The sequence below is a fragment of the Sphingomonas sp. CCH9-F2 genome (genome assembly GCF_001556735.1).
In the GTDB taxonomy this organism is placed as follows: domain Bacteria; phylum Pseudomonadota; class Alphaproteobacteria; order Sphingomonadales; family Sphingomonadaceae; genus Sphingomonas; species Sphingomonas ginsenosidimutans.
Genome location: NZ_LSJO01000496.1, coordinates 1 through 15,888 on the forward strand (window position 1 = coordinate 1; position 15,888 = coordinate 15,888).

The following is a 15,888-nucleotide window of genomic DNA, read 5'->3' on the forward strand; positions in this document are numbered from 1 at the left end:
ACGTGTGCCATCTCTATCTGGCGCGGATTGTGTCTTTTCTAACTGGCAGGAACACCGTTGGGATGCTCTCATCCCGGTTGCTGCCAGCGGCGGCGCGCCCAGCCGATCGCCGCATCGCGCAGAACCGCCGGATGGACGTTGCCAAGGCTCGACCGGGTGAAGATGCGGCGGGCGCGCTTCAGGTCGGTGATGCCATAACGTCCGTGGCGCAGGCCGGAGCGTGCGATCTGCCACCACAATCTGTCCGCTTCCGACGGGGCCACCGACGGTGCCAGCGGCCCGAACACTTGCACGATGACCGCAAGCATGCCGCTGACTTCCCCCAGCGTCTCTGCGTCTGGCACCGGCAGCCGTGCGGCGGCATGGCGGCTCATCAACGCGCCGGCACGGGGCGCCGTATCGCCCATGGCGTCGGCATAGCGTATCGCCAGCACCTCGCCCGCGGCGGCGATCATGCGATCGCGGGTGTGTTTCGACACGCCGCCGGCGTGATGGCGGTAGCGGATCAGAGGCGCGTCGATCCGCGCGATCCGGCCGAAGGATCTGATGCGGTGATACAGGTCGAAATCTTCCGCGAACCGCACGGCGTCGCGCTCGAACGGGTCGAGCGCACGGGCGGCGTCGCCGCGGATCATCACGCTCGACCACACCAGCGGGTTGCACCAGCTCAGTCGCCAGTCGATCGTGTCGGGGTCGGTAAGTCCGGCGTGCGAGGCGACCGCGGGCAGCCCCCCTTCCCCGAACGGTTCCGCGGCCGACGCGACAAGGACGGTGTCGCGATGCGTGTCCAGAAAGGCAAGCTGTCGGGCAAGGCGGTCGGGGCGGCAGAGGTCGTCCTGGTCCAGCCCCGCGATGTAGCGCCCACGCGCGTGCCCCAACGCGATCGTGCGTGCGACCGCAGGGCCGCCGTTCGCGGGCGCAGCGACGATCCGCAGCCGCGGTTCGGGGATCGAGCGCAGGACGGCGAGCGTGTCGTCCGTAGAGGCATCGTCGACGACGACGATCTCGAAATCGCGGAGCGTCTGCGCGGTCAGGCTCGCAATCGTCTCGGTGATCAGGCGTGCGCCGTTATAGGCCGCGATAATGACGCTGACCTGCGGATCGTTCATTGCGCGACGCCCGCGGCCCTCGCCCCGCCCAGCCCCGCCTCATCAGTCGCCCGCGCGAGCAGTTGATCGACGATGATGCGGCCGACATCGTTCTGCCACAGCCACAGGCCGTTGGCCTGGCCGCGAAAGCTGCGTTCGCCGCCCAGTTGGCCCGAAGGGACATAGCCGGCCGCCAGCCCGATCCCGAACGCGCCCGGCACCGGCGCCCCGGCTGTATCGACCAGCCGGCAGCGATCGTCCACCATCGCGCCATGGGTCGGCCCGTCGCTACGCAGGCGGATCGCGCGCCCGCCTTCGTCGAGCAGCGGCAGGGCGTTGGGACGATAGCCGAAGGCGGCGACCACGCAGTCGGCGTCGTCCAGGATGCGCAACGCCGCGTCGTCGTCGGCCATGCGGTGCAGACGCAGGCGGGGATCGCCGCGGCGGCCGTTGATGCCCAGCGAATGGATCACCAGCTCCCGCGCCTCCAGCCGAAAGCCGGCGAGCCGATAGACGAATCCGGACACCGGGCAGATATCGTCGGCGGTGAAATCGTCATAGCCGTCGGCGCGCGCCGCCTCTGCCGAGGGGTAGAACGGTCGGAGCGGACGACGGTGCAGAACGGTGATCGAGCCGGCGTCGAGCGCCAGCGAGGGCTGCGCCTTCAACAGGCGCGCGGCACAGGAAATGGCGCTGGTCGATCCGCCGACGATCGCGATCCGGAGGGGACGTCCGCGATCGCCGAGCAGGTGCCGCAGTGCCTCCACGCCCTCCTCGCGCAGCAAGGTGTCGGACTGGATCAGCCGGCTGCCGCAGCGTTCGACCAGCGTGTGGCCGGCGACCTTTTCCTCCACCAGGCGGATCGCGGGCTGGTACCCGCCCGTGGCGACGACGATCGAACGGGCGGACAGCTCGACCGAGCTGCCGTCCGCGCGTTCGCGCGCCCGCACATGCCACAGGCCGTCCGCTCCATGGCGGGCGGAGACGACCTCGTGCCCGGTCAGCACCGCGCCGCCCAGCGCGCACAGTCGCTCGGACAGGACCGAGCCGAGCCGGTCGAGGTACGCACCCACCTTGGGCAGCGGTACGCCCAGCCCCCCGATATGCGCGCGGATCGCCTGCTCCTCCGGCTCGCCGGCGAGCGACAGGCCGGGGGGCAGCGCGGCGTCGGCGGTGAGGAAGGTTTCGGCGCTGCTGTCCGAGGTGATGCCATAGCGGCCGAGCAACCCCGCGCCGACGCGATCGCCGCGATCGACGATCGTCGTGCCGAGCGCTCCCATCTGCTCCAAGCGTCCCGCCTTTGCCGCTGCACACAGCAGCGCGGTGCCAGCCGGCCCTCCGCCGATAATGACCGCGGCCAGTTCGCGATCCGCGGGTACCGCGGCGGCCGCCCGGATGGGCCGCGGCATGGCGTCGCACACCTGGCCGAATGTCTGCGCGACGCGGTCGACGTCGGCGATCGTCATCGCGTCCGTGACCGGCAGGACAACCGCACGCGCGGCGATATAGTGCGTCACCGGCAGATCGTCGATCAGGCAGGTCTCGCGGAAGTGTGGCTGCTCGGCCAGATGCGGGCTGAAATAGGCGCCGGCACCGATTCCGCGCTCGGCGAGGCGCGCGACGATCGCGTCGCGATGCGGCGCCAGCGTGGGCGGCAGCAGCACCGGAAAGAACTGCATCGCCTGGCGATGCCCCGCGGGGCGTTGCAATGTGAAGCGGCCGAGCCGCTCGCGATAGCGCGCCGCCAGCGTTTCGCGATGCGCGGAAACGGCATCGATCTCGTCAAGCTTGGCGAGCGCCAGCAGCGCGGGAACCTCGGCCAGCTTGGCGTTCAGGCCCGGCAGCGTCGCGGAACGCGCGCCGTCGAATCCGAAGTTGGCCATCGAGCGCAACGCCGCGATCGTCGCCGCATCGCGGCAATAGACGACACCGCCTTCCGATGTCGCGAACGTCTTGGTCGCGTGCATCGAGAAGACCACCGGAAACGGCGCGTCGGTGCCGAAGGCCCGCCCCTCGGCATCCTGCGAGCCGAGCGACGCGGCGGCGTCCACCACCACCGCCAGATCGTGGCGACGCGCCAGCCAGGCGTAATGATCGAGATCGATGCTGTTCCCGAACGTGGCGTAGGGCACGATCGCACCGATGCGCCGTCCGTAGCGTTCGATCAGGCGGCCGATCGCGGCAGTATCCAGCGCCCAGTCGTCGGGATCGCAGTCCGCCAGCAACGGCGTGGCGCCGCACCACAGCGCCGCCTGCGCCGTCGCGGCAAAGGTAAAGGACGGCATGATCACCAGCGACCGCGCCGGGTCGCGGCCGTGGAGCGCGTGCCGCAGCGCCAGCATCAGCCCCAGGGTCGCATTCGCCACCGCCAGACATGCGCCGCGCCCGCCGAACAATCGCTCGGTCATCTCCTGCTCGAATTGCTGCACCACTGGCCCGTTGTTGCTGAACGTGCCCGACGCCTCGACCGCTTCCAGTTGCGCGATCATCCGGCTGAGCCGTGCGGGACGCGGGGCGATAAGGGGCAGGTCCATCGAAAGTCCATTTGGTGGCGCGATGACGCGCGTTATGAGGCGTGGGACTTAAGACTTCGTGCCCGTATCGGCCGGGTTTTACTCATGGCGGGGATTGGGATGATCGAGCGATTGGTGACGATCATGGCGCGGTTGCGCGGACCGGGCGGATGCGAATGGGACCGTGCGCAGTCGTTCGCGACGATTGCGCCCTATACGATCGAGGAAGCCTATGAGGTGGCCGACGCGATCGAGCGTGGCGATCTGGCGGACCTGAAGGACGAGTTGGGCGATCTGCTGCTGCAGGTGGTGTTCCACAGCCGGATCGCCGAGGAAGCCGGCGCCTTCGCCCTGCCCAATGTGGTCGACGCCATCAGCGACAAGATGGAGCGACGCCATCCGCATATCTTCGGCGACGAGGTCGAGGGCGGCCACCACCGATGGGAAGAGGTGAAGGCCGCCGAGCGATCGGCGCGCGGGGCACGGAGCGCGCTGGACGGGGTCGCGCTGGGCCTGCCTGCGCTGGCGCGCGCCGAGAAGCTGCAGAAGCGGGCGGGACGTGTCGGTTTCGACTGGCCCGACGCCGACGGGCCGCGCGCCAAGATCGACGAGGAACTGGCGGAGGTCGCCGGCGCCGCGAACGATGCCGCGCGCAAGGAGGAAATCGGCGACCTGCTGTTCGCGGTGGTCAACTGGGCGCGGCATCTGGGCGTCGACCCCGAAGCGGCATTGCGCGCGGCCAATGGCAAGTTCGAACGCCGCTTCGGCCAGATGGAGGAGATGGGCGGCGCGGCGTTCGCGGGCATGGACCTTGACGCCAAGGAACAGTTGTGGCGCGCCGCCAAGGCCGCCGAGCACGGCTGACGGCGGGCGATCTCAGCGCGTGGCGAACCGTTCGTAATCGCTGGGCGCCATCCGCACCTCATAGGTGACGCTGGCGCCTTCCACGTCCTGTGCCAGCACCTCGCCATGCGCGTGGAGCCATGCGGCCCCCGCCCCGTCCCCGGCGTCGAGCGTCACAGAATAGCGTTGATGACCGGCGGTCAGCCGTTCGGCGACGTGGCGGATCAACGCATCGACGCCCTCCCCCGTCAGCGCGGACAGCGGGATGACGTCGTCGCGGCGCGCTGCCTCGACCAGCAGTTCCTCGCGCGCGTCGCCGCTCAGCAGGTCGAGCTTGTTCCACGCCTCGATCCGCGGAGTGGTTTCCGCGACGCCGACGTCGGTCAGCACCCCCTCCACATCCGCCTTCTGCGCGGCGGTGTCGGGATGCGCGACGTCACGGACGTGGATCAGCAGATCCGCGGACACCACCTCCTCCAGCGTCGCCTTAAAGGCGGCGACCAGCTGCGTCGGCAGTTCGGAAACGAACCCCACCGTGTCGGACAGGATCGCCTTGTCGATGCCGGGCAGCGCGATCTGGCGCAACGTCGGGTCGAGCGTCGCGAACAGCAGGTCTTCCGCCATCACATGGCTGCCGGTCAGGCGGTTGAACAGTGTCGACTTGCCGGCATTGGTGTAGCCGACCAGCGCGATCACCGGCCAGGGCGCGCGCTGCCGCCGCTCGCGATGCAGACCGCGCGTGCGGGTCACCTGCTCCAGCTCGCGCCGCAGCCGCGCCATCCGGTCGCGGATCAGCCGGCGGTCGGCCTCGATTTGCGTTTCGCCCGGTCCGCCCAGGAAGCCGAAGCCGCCGCGCTGGCGTTCCAGGTGCGTCCAGCTGCGCACCAACCGCCCCGATTGATAGTCGAGATGCGCCAGTTCGACCTGCAACCGCCCCTCCGCGGTCGCGGCCCGCTCCCCGAAGATTTCAAGGATCAGGCCGGTGCGGTCGATCACCTTGGCCTCCAGCGCGGTTTCGAGGTTGCGCTGCTGGATCGGCGACAGGCTGCCGTCGACGACGATCAGGCCGGCGTCCTCCATTCGCGCGCGCGTTGCCAGCTCTTCGATCTGGCCGGAGCCGATCAGCGTGGCGGCACGCGGGGTACGGACGCGGAACGATAGGCGGTCGACGACGACGACCCCGATCGCCTCGGCAAGGCCCGCGGTCTCCTCCAGCCTGGCGTCGGCGTCGCGCGACGAACCGCCCAGATCCGGGTAGACCACGATCGCGCGCGCGCCGCGGCTGAACTCGTCGCGGTCGCGCTCGAAACCGGTGCTCAAGACGTCATCCCCGCCGCTCAATCCTCATCCGCGACGCCGGCTTCCTCGGCCAGGTTCAACGGACGCGACGGCTGGATGGTGGAAACGGCGTGCTTGTAGACCAGCTGCGCCATGCCGTCGCGTTGGAGGAGCATGCAGAACAGATCAAAGCCGGCGATCGCGCCCTGCAACATCACGCCGTTGACCAGGAACATCGTCACCGGATCTTCCGACTTGCGCACCGCCGACAGGAAAATGTCCTGCAACTGCGGCTGCTTCTTCGGCTGTTCGGTCAGCTGGCCGACGATGCCGGCGACGTCGACCGGACCGGCCGGCATGATGGTGGAGATCGCATGCTTGTAGATCAGCTGCGACTGGCCGTCGCGCCGCAGCAGGACCGAGAAATTGTCGAACCAGGTGACGATCCCCTGGAGCTTCACGCCCTTGACCAGGAACATGGTCACCGGGGTCTTGGACTTGCGCAGCGCATTCAGGAACAGGTCCTGGAGCGAGGTCTGCTTGTCGGCCATGGAATGATATCCTTGTTTTTGGCGGGAGGTTCCCCGCGTGGCGCGCCGTTGCCGGCGTCGGGTACGTCGTCGTTGCGACCGGCCGAAAATAGGGACCGCCGTGTCCTGCGTCCAGACGTGGCGCGTGCGTTATTCCTCGCGCGTGTCGGTGATGCCCAACAGCTTCAGCTTGCGGTGCAAGGCCGAGCGTTCCATCCCGATGAAGCTGGCCGTCCGGCTGATGTTGCCGGAAAAGCGGCGGATCTGGACGCGCAGATATTCCCGCTCGAACGTCTCGCGGGCCTCGCGCAGCGGGGCGCCCATGATCGCGCTGGTCCCGGCGCCGCCATCCTGCCCGCCCAGCACCTCACCGGGAAGCAGGTCCAGGTCGATCCGCCCGATACGGTCGCCGGGGGCCAGGATGATCGTCCGTTCGACCACGTTGCGCAGTTCCCGCACATTGCCCGGCCAGTCGTAGGACTGGAGCGCGACCAGCGCATCCGTGGCGATCTCCGGCACAGGCACGCGGCGTTCGGCCGCGTAATGCGCCACGAAATGCTCGACCAGCGGGGGGATGTCCTCACGCCGTTCGGCCAGCGGGGGGATCGAGACGGGAACGACGTTAAGGCGGTAATAAAGGTCTTCGCGAAAGCGCCCCTCCGCAATCTCGATCGACAGGTCGCGCGCGGTGGCCGATACGACGCGCACGTCGACCTTCACCACGCGCGTGCCGCCGACGCGGGTAAAGCTCTGGTCGGTCAGCACGCGGAGGATGCGCGCCTGCGTCGCGGCGGGCATGTCGGCGATCTCGTCCAGGAACAGCGTGCCGCCATGCGCCTGTTCCAGCAGGCCGGTGCGTACCAGGTCGCCGCCCTCCTCCATCCCGAACAGGTCTTCCTCGACGCGCTCGGGGCTCATCCCCGCGGTGCTGGCGATAACGAAATTGGCGTGCGCGCGCTGGCTCCAGCCGTGCAGAAGCCGCGCCGCAACCTCCTTGCCGACGCCCGCCGGCCCCATGATGAGCACGCGGCTGCCGGTGCCGGCAACGCGCTTCAGCGTGGCGCGGACGGCGTTGATCGCGGTGGAACTTCCGGTCAGGTCGGTGCCCCGCCCGGCTGCCGCGCGCAACGACGCCACTTCGGCGCGCAGACGCTCGGTCTCGGTCGCGCGCTCGACCATCAACAGCAGGCGTTCGGCCTGGAACGGCTTTTCGATGAAGTCGGCCGCGCCCTTGCGGATCGCGGCGACGGCGGTGTCCAGCGTCCCGTGACCGGAAATGACCAGCACCGGGATCGACGGATCGCGCCGCTTGATCTCCTCCAGGAGGTCCAGTCCGTCGAGCCGCGACCCCTGCAACCAGACGTCCAGCAGTACCAGGCTGGGGCGTCGCGCGGCGATCGCCTCCAGCGCGGAATCGCTGTCGCCCGCAGTGCGCGTGCCATAGCCCTCGTCCTCCAGCACGCCGGCGACCAGTTCGCGAATGTCGAGTTCGTCGTCGACGACCAGGATGTCGATCGGCATGGCGTCAGATCCGGTTTCTGGTGAGGGCGGCGATCGTGCGATCGTCGTCCTGGGAAGGCGATGCGTCGTTCGTCGCCAGCGCGTGAAGCTGCGCCGTATCGAACGACAGCGTGACAATGGTGCCGCCCTCGGGGCGGTCGGTGAAGGTCATCGTGCCGAAATGCTCCTCGACGATTTTCTTGACGATCGCCAGCCCCAGCCCGGTGCCGCGCGCGCGCGTGGTCATATAGGGTTCGACGATCCGGTCGCGCTCGACCGGCAGGCCGACGCCGCTGTCGGCGACGGTGATGACGGTGCGTTCGCCGGTCTCGGCCAGCGTCATCGTCACGATGCTTTCGCCGCGATCCGCCGCCTCGACCGCCTCCACCGCATTCTTGACGATATTGGTCAGCGCCTGGCCGATCTGGCGGCGATCGCACACCAGCGTCGGGCCCGGATCGCGATGGTCCAGCGTGAAGCGGATGCCGGGGTGCGCCACTTCATGCAGGAACATCGTCTGGCGCGCGATGTCGACCAGCGATTCCTCGCGGAACACCGGCTTGGGCATCCGCGCGAACGACGAAAATTCGTCGACCATCCGCCTGAGGTCGCCGACCTGCCGGACGATCGTGTCGGTCAGCCGTGCGAAGGTGGTGTCGCCCGCCTCGATCTTGCTGCCATACCGGCGTTGCAGCCGCTCGGCGGCCAGCTGGATCGGGGTCAGCGGGTTCTTGATCTCATGCGCGATGCGGCGCGCAACGTCCGCCCAGGCGGCGCGGCGCTGGTCGGTCAGCTGCTGCGTGATATCGTCGAAGGTGATGATCGGCCCGCCGCCGTCTCGCGCGATGCGCAGCGCGAAGGTGCGCGGTTCGCCCTGCACATTGAGCTGCACGGTAGCCTCGCGCGCACCCTTGTCGAGCAGCGGGGCGAGGTCCGGCGCGACCTCGGCCAGCGGGCGTCCCACGGGCGACGCCTCCAGCCCCAGCAGCAGCTGTGCCGAGCTGTTGATGAGACGGATTGTCCGGTCGTTGCCGTCGACCGAGATGACCCCCGCCGAAATCCCCGACATCACCGCCTCGATCAGCGCGCGGCGGTTGTCGAGCTGGGCATAGGCGGTGACGAGCGCGTTGTTCTGCGTTTCCAGCCGCGCGGTCATGCTGTTGAACGCGGTGGTGAGCGTCCCCAGCTCGTCGCGATCGAGCGTATCGGGCGCGCGGGCCGACAGGTCGCCGTCCTCCACCCGTCGCGCGGCGTCGACCAGTTCGCCGACCGGGCGCACCAGCCGGTCCGCAACCGCCAGCGCGATCCACACCGCGAAGGCAACGATCAGCAGCGAGACGATCAACAGCGCGGCGTTGAACTGCAACTGGAGCGAGCGCGCCTTGGCCAACAGCTGGCGATAGTTTCGCAGCGCCGCCTCCGCGCGGGTCGTCTGCGTCGTCATCTCCTTGGGATCGGTGACGCGCGCGGCGTACAGGTAGACGTCGGCCGTGCCGGGAAGGCGCGTGAATACCTGGATCCGGTCGCCGGTGATGACGACGTCGCTGCGTCGTTGATCCTTTTGCAGCCGTGCGATCGCCTGCGGCGTGATCTGGCGCGCGATGTCGATCTCGTAAGGATTGACGACCGCCAGCGTCTGCAGCCCGCCGCGCGGATTGAGCGCGAACAGCGCCCCTTCGGACAGGCTGCGGTAATAGACCTGTCGCCCGAAGAAATTGGGGAAGGCCGCGCCGTCGATCGGCTCCTCGCGAAGGAACGCGGACAGATCGTCCGCCATGGTGATCGTCGCTTCCTCCCACCGCTGGAGGATCTGGTCATAGGAGGCGCGCGTCAGCGAGGCGGCATTCTCGAACATCCCGCGCGAGCGGTCGGAATACCAGAATTGCACGCCATATTGGAACAGCAGCGACGCGAAGATCGTCACCAGCAGCGCCGGCACCGCCGCCACGATCGAGAACAGCAGGACGAGGCGGACATGGAGCACCCCCTCCCCGCCGACCGGCGATCGTGCCGCGCGGCTGCGCGCGATCCGGCGACCGAGCAGCATCAGCAGCGCGATCCCCGCCACCAGGTTCGCAACCAGCAGCAGCGCCACGATCGGGGGGGCGAGAAGGCCATCGGCCCCGCCCTCTCCCTTGACCACGAAATAGCTGCCGATCGCCACAGCGATGGCGGCACCCAGTACCGTCAGTTCCACGACAGGCGTGACGACCGGCCAGCCGCCGGGGCGCAGCGTCGGACGCAACGAGGAAGGGGGCGCGGCTCCCGCGGTCATCATGTCATCGTTACAACATCCCTGTTGCATCGAGAACACATATTTGTGCGCTTCATCCGTCGGAAGCGGCACATGATCCCGTTGCGACCTCGATGCCGAGCATGTCCAGTCGCTTGCGCAGCGTGTTGCGGTTCAGCCCCATCGCGCGGGCCGCGCGCAGCTGATTGCCGCCGTGCCGTGCCAGCATCGCCTCGATCAACGGGCGCTCCACTTCGGCAATGACACGGGCGTACAGCGAGCCGTCATCGAGCGCGCGGGGCTCCTGGCGAGCCAGCCGCTCGATCATCGCATGGACGGCAGCGTCGATCCCCGCGTCGGGCACCGCATCCGCGTTAGGCGTGGCGGAACCGATCGTCGCGCGTACCTCGGCGGCGCCGATATGGTCGTCGCGCGACAGCGCGGCGAGCCGCCGCATCAGGTTTTCCAGCTCCCGCACGTTGCCGGGCCAGTCATAGGCCTCCAGCGCCGCGACCGCGGCGGCGTCGAGCGTCTTGCGCGGCAGCCCCGCTTCGGCGGCGCGATCCAGGAAGTGCCGCGCCAGTTCGGCGATGTCGCCGCGCCGTTCGCGCAACGCGGGCAGCGCGATGGGCACGACGTTGAGCCGGTAGTACAGGTCCTCGCGGAACTGGCCGGTGACGACTGCCTGTTGCAGATCGCGGTTGGTCGCCGCGACGATGCGCACGTCGGCGCGGATCGTCCGCGCGCCGCCGACCGTGGTGAACTCGCCCGATTGCAACACGCGCAGCAGCCGGGTCTGCGCCTCGAGCGGCATGTCGCCGATCTCGTCCAGGAACAACGTGCCGCCTGCCGCCTGTTCGAAGCGGCCGGCGCTGCGCTGCGCTGCGCCGGTGAAGGCGCCGCGTTCGTGCCCGAACAGCTCGGCTTCGATCAGCTCGCGCGGAATCGCGGCCATGTTGATCGGCACGAACGGCGCGGCCCGGCGCGCGCCCAGATCGTGGATCGCGCGTGCGACCAGTTCCTTGCCCGTCCCCGATTCGCCCGACACCAGCACGGTCAGGTCGTTCGACACCACGCGCGCGATGACGCGATAGACGTCCTGCATCGCCGGCGAACGGCCGATCAGCGGCAGCGACGCATCCTCCGACGGCGTCGCCTCGCCCGCATTGGCCGCCCGGCGGGCCAGCGCCGCGGCGACGGTGCGGGTCAGCGTGTCGAGGTCGAACGGCTTTGGCAGATAGTCATAGGCGCCCGCCTCGTTCGCGCGCACCGCGGTGGTCAGCGTGTTGCGCGCCGACAGGACGATGACCGGCATGTCGGGATGGTCGGCGACGATCCGCGTGGCATGATCGATGCCGTCCCCATCTGGCAGCACGACGTCGGTCAGCAGCACGTCGGGCGGGTGCGAGCGCATCTCGCGCGCCAGCTCCCCCAGGGTGGCGACCGCGCGCACCTGATGCCCGGCGCGTTTCAGGGCATGGGCCACGACGGTACGGATGGCATCGTCGTCATCGACCAGCAGGATGCGGCCAGCGGTCACGCGCTGGCCCGGCGCAGGAGCAGGCGGAACACCGTCTGGTGGGGTTGCCCCTCGCGGGAATATTGAACGATTCCACCCATATCGCGGATCAACTTGTCGACCAGTGCCAAGCCGAGCCCCTTCCCTTCGGGTCGGCTCGACACGAACGGATCGAACAGATGCTCGGCGATATCATCTGGGGCGCCGGGGCCGGTATCGATCACGCAGATCTCGATCGGCAGCGCGACTCGCGCGCCGCCCTTGCCGGTCGGCACGGTGATGCCATGGCGATAGGCGGTCGCCAGCGTGATCCGCCGCTCGCCGCGATCGCCGAGCGCCGCTGCCGCATTCTTGAGCAGGTTGAGGATGATCTGAAGCAGCGCGTCGCGGTTGCCCAGCGCCTGCGGCAGCGAGGGGTCGAAGCGTTCCTCGATCGTGATCCCCCGGGCGAAGCCGGCCAGCGCGACGTCGCGGGCATGCGCCAGCAGCGGATAGATGTTGAGCGGCGCGGTCTCGCGCGGGCGGGTGTCGGTGAAATCCTCCATATGGTCGATCAGCGCGGCGATGCGATCGACCTCCGAGATTATCAGCCGCGTCAGGTCGTCCGCCGCCGCCCCGTCCGCGATCAACTGCGCCGCGCCGCGGATGCTGGACAGCGGGTTCTTGATCTCATGCGCGAGCATCGCGGCGGCCCCCACCGCGGAGCGCGCCGCAGCGGCGCGTTCGGAGGAGATGCCAAGACGGCGCGACGCCGCGGCGTTGTGGAGCGTGATCGTTCGCCAGCCGGGATGCTCCACGATCGCCGTCTCGATCACGTCGACGCGAATGCGTACCCCGCGGAACGTCTCCAGATCAGCGTCGAACGCGGCGAAGGCGTGGCCTTCGCGACGGGTCGCGGCCTCCGGCAACTTCAGGATGGCATCGACCGGCTGGCCGAGCATCGCGCGCTCGGACAGGTTCAGCAGCGTCTCGCATTCGGCATTGGCGCGCGCGATGCGATCGTCCGGATCGACGACCAGCACGGCGACGGGCAGCGCGGCGAGCAACTCCGCCTCGTCCGGGCCGCGCTGTGCCAGCATCATGCGGCGTCCCGCATCCGGTGCGGCGCGTAGAATTCCGCGAGCATCGCCTTGACGCGATCGGCATCGGGTTCCTGGTTCACCCTGTTGCGGAACTCGGCGGAGCCGGGAATCCCCTTGGTGTACCAGCCGATATGCTTGCGCGCCATGTTGACACCCGTGAACGTGCCATAATGGCTGAGCATCATGTCGTAATGCTCGATGATGACGCGATATTGTTCCTCGATCGATGGATCGGCCATCCGCTGCCCGGTGGCCAGCCAGTGCATCACCTGCGCCAGCAGCCACGGGCGGCCATAGGCGCCGCGCCCGATCATGATGCCGTCCGCGCCCGACTGCGCCAGCGCTGCCTCGGCATCCTCGATCCCGCAAATGTCGCCATTGGCGATCACCGGGATCGACACCGCATCCTTGACCCGTCGGATGAAGCCCCAATCGGCCGACCCCTTGTACATCTGGTTCCGGGTACGGCCGTGGACGGTGACCATCTGCACACCAAGATCTTCAGCGATTCTCGCCAGTTCCGGGGCGTTGAGGCTGTCATGGCACCATCCCATGCGCATCTTGAGCGTCACGGGGGCGTCGACGGCGGCGATGACGGCGCGGATGATCGCGGTGGCGAGCGTGAGGTCGCGCATCAAGGCGGAGCCGGCATCGCCGTTGGTCACCTTGCGCACCGGGCAGCCCATGTTGATGTCGATGATCGCGGCGCCCTTGTCGCGGGCGAGCTTCGCCGCTTCCCCCATCTCGTGCGGGGTGCAGCCGACCAGCTGCATCGATACCGGCTCCTCCGAGAGATGCCACGCAGCCTTTTGAAGAGACTGGCGAGTTTCGCGGATCGCGGCCTGGCTCGCGATCATCTCGGTGACGTTCAGGCCCGAGCCGTAGCGGCGGACGAGCGTGCGGAACGGCTGGTCGGTGACGCCGGTCATCGGCGCCAGCACGACCGGCTGGTCGATCGTCACGGGGCCGATCTGGATGGGAGAGAGCGCGGTCATCGAGGGGGAGCTGCCTTAAAAACAGGCAGGTAGGGGAAGCGAGCGGGTCTGGCAAGGCGCGTGCGGAACCGCTAGGCGGCGCAGGGATGACCCAAGTCGCCCTTATCGTCGCCGCCGGATCGGGCACGCGCAGCGGCAGTGCCGTGCCCAAACAGTTCGCCGATGTGGCGGGCCGCGCGATGATCGCGTGGAGTTACGACGCGCTGTCGACGCATCCGGCGATCGAAAAGGTGCTGGTGGTGATCGCCCCCGAGCACGAAACGCTGCTGAAAAACGCCGTTCCGGACGCCGAATGGGTGGCAGGCGGTGCGGTGCGTCGCGAGTCGGTCGCCGCCGGGCTGGCGAAATTGCACGGTACGGAGCGAGTCGTGATCCACGATGCGGCCCGCCCGTTCCTGTCGCATGCGGTCATCGACCGCGTTCTGGGCGCGCTGAATAGCGCGGAAGCGGCTATTCCGGTGCTGCCCGTCGCGGATACGTTGGTCGATGCGCACGGCGGCGTCGTGCCGCGCGACGGATTGCACCGTGTCCAGACCCCGCAGGGGTTCCGGGTCGAGACGCTGGCACGTGCCCATGCGCAATGGACCGGCGGCGAGGCGACCGACGATGCGCAGATGGTCCGCGCACTGGGGCATGACGTGACGCTGGTGGAGGGCGATGCGATGCTGGAGAAGATCACCTACCCCGCCGATTTCGCCACCGCGGCGGCGCGCATCGGCACCGAGACGCGCAGCGCGAGCGGCTTCGACGTCCACCGGCTGGAGGATGGCGAGCCATTGTGGCTGGGCGGCGTGCGCATCCCGCACCACCAGGGATTGTCGGGGCACAGCGACGCCGACGTCGCGCTGCATGCGATCACCGATGCGGTGCTGGGCACGATCGCGGCCGGCGACATCGGCACGCATTTCCCGCCCAGCGACCCGCAATGGCGCGGCGCCGAATCCGGCCAGTTCCTGCGCCACGCGCGCGCACTGGTGGAGGCGAAGGGCGGACGGATTACCTTCGTCGACCTGACCTTGATGTGCGAGGCGCCCAAGATCGGCCCGCACCGCGCCGCGATGCAGGCGCGGATCGCGGAACTTCTGGGCCTGACAACCGATCGGGTCAGCGTGAAGGCGACGACGACCGAGCGACTGGGCTTCACCGGCCGCGGCGAGGGGATCGCCGCGCAGGCGGTGGCGACCGTGACGCTGCCAGCGGGACAGGCGGCATGAAGATGCTGTCCGCCATCGCCGCGGCGCTGTCGCTGGTGGCCAGCCCGGCGGTCGCGCAGACCCGTTGCCTGAGCGCCGCGGATGCGGAATCGATCGCGCTGGTCGCGCTGCCCGAGATCATCCGCGACGCCGGTCGCGTCTGTTCCGCCCTGCCGGCGTCCAGCCTGCTGCGGCGGACTGGCGGCGCGTTTCTGGCGAAATACGATGCCGAGGCGGATCGCGCCTGGCCCGCGGCGCGCACCGCCATCGCCAAGCTGAGCGATCCGGCGGTGGAGATGCTGCTGATGAGCGATTATGCCCGAACGATGCTGACGTCCGTCTTCGCACCGCAGATCACGGGCCGTATCCAGCCGTCCGATTGCGGGACGCTGGACCGGCTGGTAACCTTGCTGGAGCCGTTGCCGGCGCGCAATACCGCCGGGATCGTCGTGGCGACATTGCAGTATCTGAAGGCCGAGAAGGCCAAGGGGCGGCAGAAGAGCATCCCCGACCTGCCGGTATGCCCGGCCCCGGAGGCGAAGTGACCGACACCACCCTTCCCGTCGCGCTGGTTGATGCCGCGCGCCGCGTCATCGACGCGAACCGTGCCGCAGGGCGCCGCATCGCGGTGGCGGAAAGTTGCACCGGTGGGCTGGTCGCGGCCGCGCTGACCGAAATCCCCGGCTCCTCCGAGGTGCTGGAAGCCGGCTTCGTCACCTATTCCAACGATGCCAAGCAACATCTGTTGGGGGTCAGCGGCGACGTGCTGGACACGTTCGGCGCGGTATCGATCGCGGTGGCGTGGAGCATGGCGCAAGGCGCGCTGGCGAAAAGCGACGCGGACGTCGCGGTCGCGATCACCGGCGTCGCCGGGCCGGGCGGCGGAAGCGAGAAAAAGCCGGTCGGAACGGTCGTGTTCGCACGGGCGGAGCGCGACGCCGATCCGTCCGACGTGGTCGCCGACAAGCGGATGTTCGGCGATCTGGGGCGCGGCGGCGTGCGGTTGCAGGCCGCGCTATGTGCGCTTGACCTGTTGATGCCCGACACGCCCCCGACCGACGCGGAGAAATAGCCGGCGGGGACGGAGCGCGCCCCCGACCGGTCGCGACCATTT

Annotated in this window: 13 protein-coding genes; 4 read left to right on the top strand and 9 right to left on the bottom strand. The window is 68.9% G+C overall.

Features of this window, described 5'->3' with window-relative positions:
• Positions 1-68: 68 nt before the first annotated feature.
• Together AX685_RS13970 and AX685_RS13975 are read right to left on the bottom strand one after the other, a co-directional pair.
• Positions 69-1,109, bottom strand: a complete 1,041-nt coding sequence (locus AX685_RS13970) for a glycosyltransferase family 2 protein (protein ID WP_066489719.1) — start codon at positions 1,107-1,109, stop codon at positions 69-71.
• Positions 1,106-3,622 carry a DegT/DnrJ/EryC1/StrS family aminotransferase gene (locus AX685_RS13975; protein ID WP_066489721.1) on the bottom strand — a complete coding sequence of 839 codons (2,517 nt, stop codon included), beginning with the start codon at positions 3,620-3,622 and terminating at the stop codon, positions 1,106-1,108. Before AX685_RS13975 ends, AX685_RS13970 begins: the two co-directional genes overlap by 4 nt.
• 99 nt (positions 3,623-3,721) lie before the next feature.
• On the opposite strand from AX685_RS13975, the gene mazG reads away from it, so the two are divergent.
• The gene (mazG, locus tag AX685_RS13980; protein ID WP_156445820.1) at positions 3,722-4,465 is read left to right on the top strand and encodes a nucleoside triphosphate pyrophosphohydrolase; all 744 of its coding nucleotides are present in this window, start codon (positions 3,722-3,724) and stop codon (positions 4,463-4,465) included.
• Between the two features lie 12 nt (positions 4,466-4,477).
• Here the strand turns inward: mazG and hflX are convergent, their stop codons facing one another.
• The 7 genes from hflX to dusB are packed head-to-tail and all read right to left on the bottom strand — an operon-like array spanning position 4,478 to position 13,581.
• A complete protein-coding gene (gene hflX, locus AX685_RS13985; RefSeq protein ID WP_066489726.1) occupies positions 4,478-5,764 on the bottom strand; it encodes a GTPase HflX in 1,287 nt (428 codons plus the stop codon).
• Positions 5,765-5,781: 17 nt separating this feature from the next.
• Complete coding sequence (gene hfq, locus AX685_RS13990; RefSeq protein WP_269450495.1) at positions 5,782-6,363, bottom strand: RNA chaperone Hfq; 582 nt, start codon at positions 6,361-6,363, stop codon at positions 5,782-5,784.
• Positions 6,364-6,402: 39 nt separating this feature from the next.
• Positions 6,403-7,773 carry a nitrogen assimilation response regulator NtrX gene (gene ntrX, locus AX685_RS13995; RefSeq protein WP_066489730.1) on the bottom strand — a complete coding sequence of 457 codons (1,371 nt, stop codon included), beginning with the start codon at positions 7,771-7,773 and terminating at the stop codon, positions 6,403-6,405.
• A gap of 4 nt (positions 7,774-7,777) precedes the next feature.
• Positions 7,778-10,027 (bottom strand): sensor histidine kinase, encoded by a 2,250-nt coding sequence (locus tag AX685_RS14000; RefSeq protein WP_082740979.1) that lies wholly within the window; start codon positions 10,025-10,027, stop codon positions 7,778-7,780.
• A gap of 52 nt (positions 10,028-10,079) precedes the next feature.
• Positions 10,080-11,525 carry a nitrogen regulation protein NR(I) gene (gene ntrC / locus AX685_RS14005; RefSeq protein ID WP_066489735.1) on the bottom strand — a complete coding sequence of 482 codons (1,446 nt, stop codon included), beginning with the start codon at positions 11,523-11,525 and terminating at the stop codon, positions 10,080-10,082.
• The gene (locus tag AX685_RS14010) at positions 11,522-12,586 is read right to left on the bottom strand and encodes a two-component system sensor histidine kinase NtrB (RefSeq protein WP_066489738.1); all 1,065 of its coding nucleotides are present in this window, start codon (positions 12,584-12,586) and stop codon (positions 11,522-11,524) included. The genes ntrC and AX685_RS14010 overlap by 4 nt, the downstream gene beginning before the upstream one ends.
• A complete protein-coding gene (dusB, locus tag AX685_RS14015) occupies positions 12,583-13,581 on the bottom strand; it encodes a tRNA dihydrouridine synthase DusB (RefSeq protein ID WP_066489741.1) in 999 nt (332 codons plus the stop codon). The genes AX685_RS14010 and dusB overlap by 4 nt, the downstream gene beginning before the upstream one ends.
• A gap of 86 nt (positions 13,582-13,667) precedes the next feature.
• Here dusB and AX685_RS14020 point away from each other — a divergent pair, with 86 nt between their 5' ends.
• The 3 genes from AX685_RS14020 to AX685_RS14030 are packed head-to-tail and all read left to right on the top strand — an operon-like array spanning position 13,668 to position 15,846.
• Complete coding sequence (locus AX685_RS14020; RefSeq protein WP_066489744.1) at positions 13,668-14,795, top strand: bifunctional 2-C-methyl-D-erythritol 4-phosphate cytidylyltransferase/2-C-methyl-D-erythritol 2,4-cyclodiphosphate synthase; 1,128 nt, start codon at positions 13,668-13,670, stop codon at positions 14,793-14,795.
• Positions 14,792-15,319 carry a hypothetical protein gene (locus AX685_RS14025; RefSeq protein ID WP_176484881.1) on the top strand — a complete coding sequence of 176 codons (528 nt, stop codon included), beginning with the start codon at positions 14,792-14,794 and terminating at the stop codon, positions 15,317-15,319. Before AX685_RS14020 ends, AX685_RS14025 begins: the two co-directional genes overlap by 4 nt.
• Positions 15,295-15,846, top strand: coding sequence for a CinA family protein (locus tag AX685_RS14030; protein ID WP_066489748.1), 552 nt, complete (start codon positions 15,295-15,297; stop codon positions 15,844-15,846). Before AX685_RS14025 ends, AX685_RS14030 begins: the two co-directional genes overlap by 25 nt.
• The last annotated feature ends 42 nt before the right edge of the window (positions 15,847-15,888 follow it).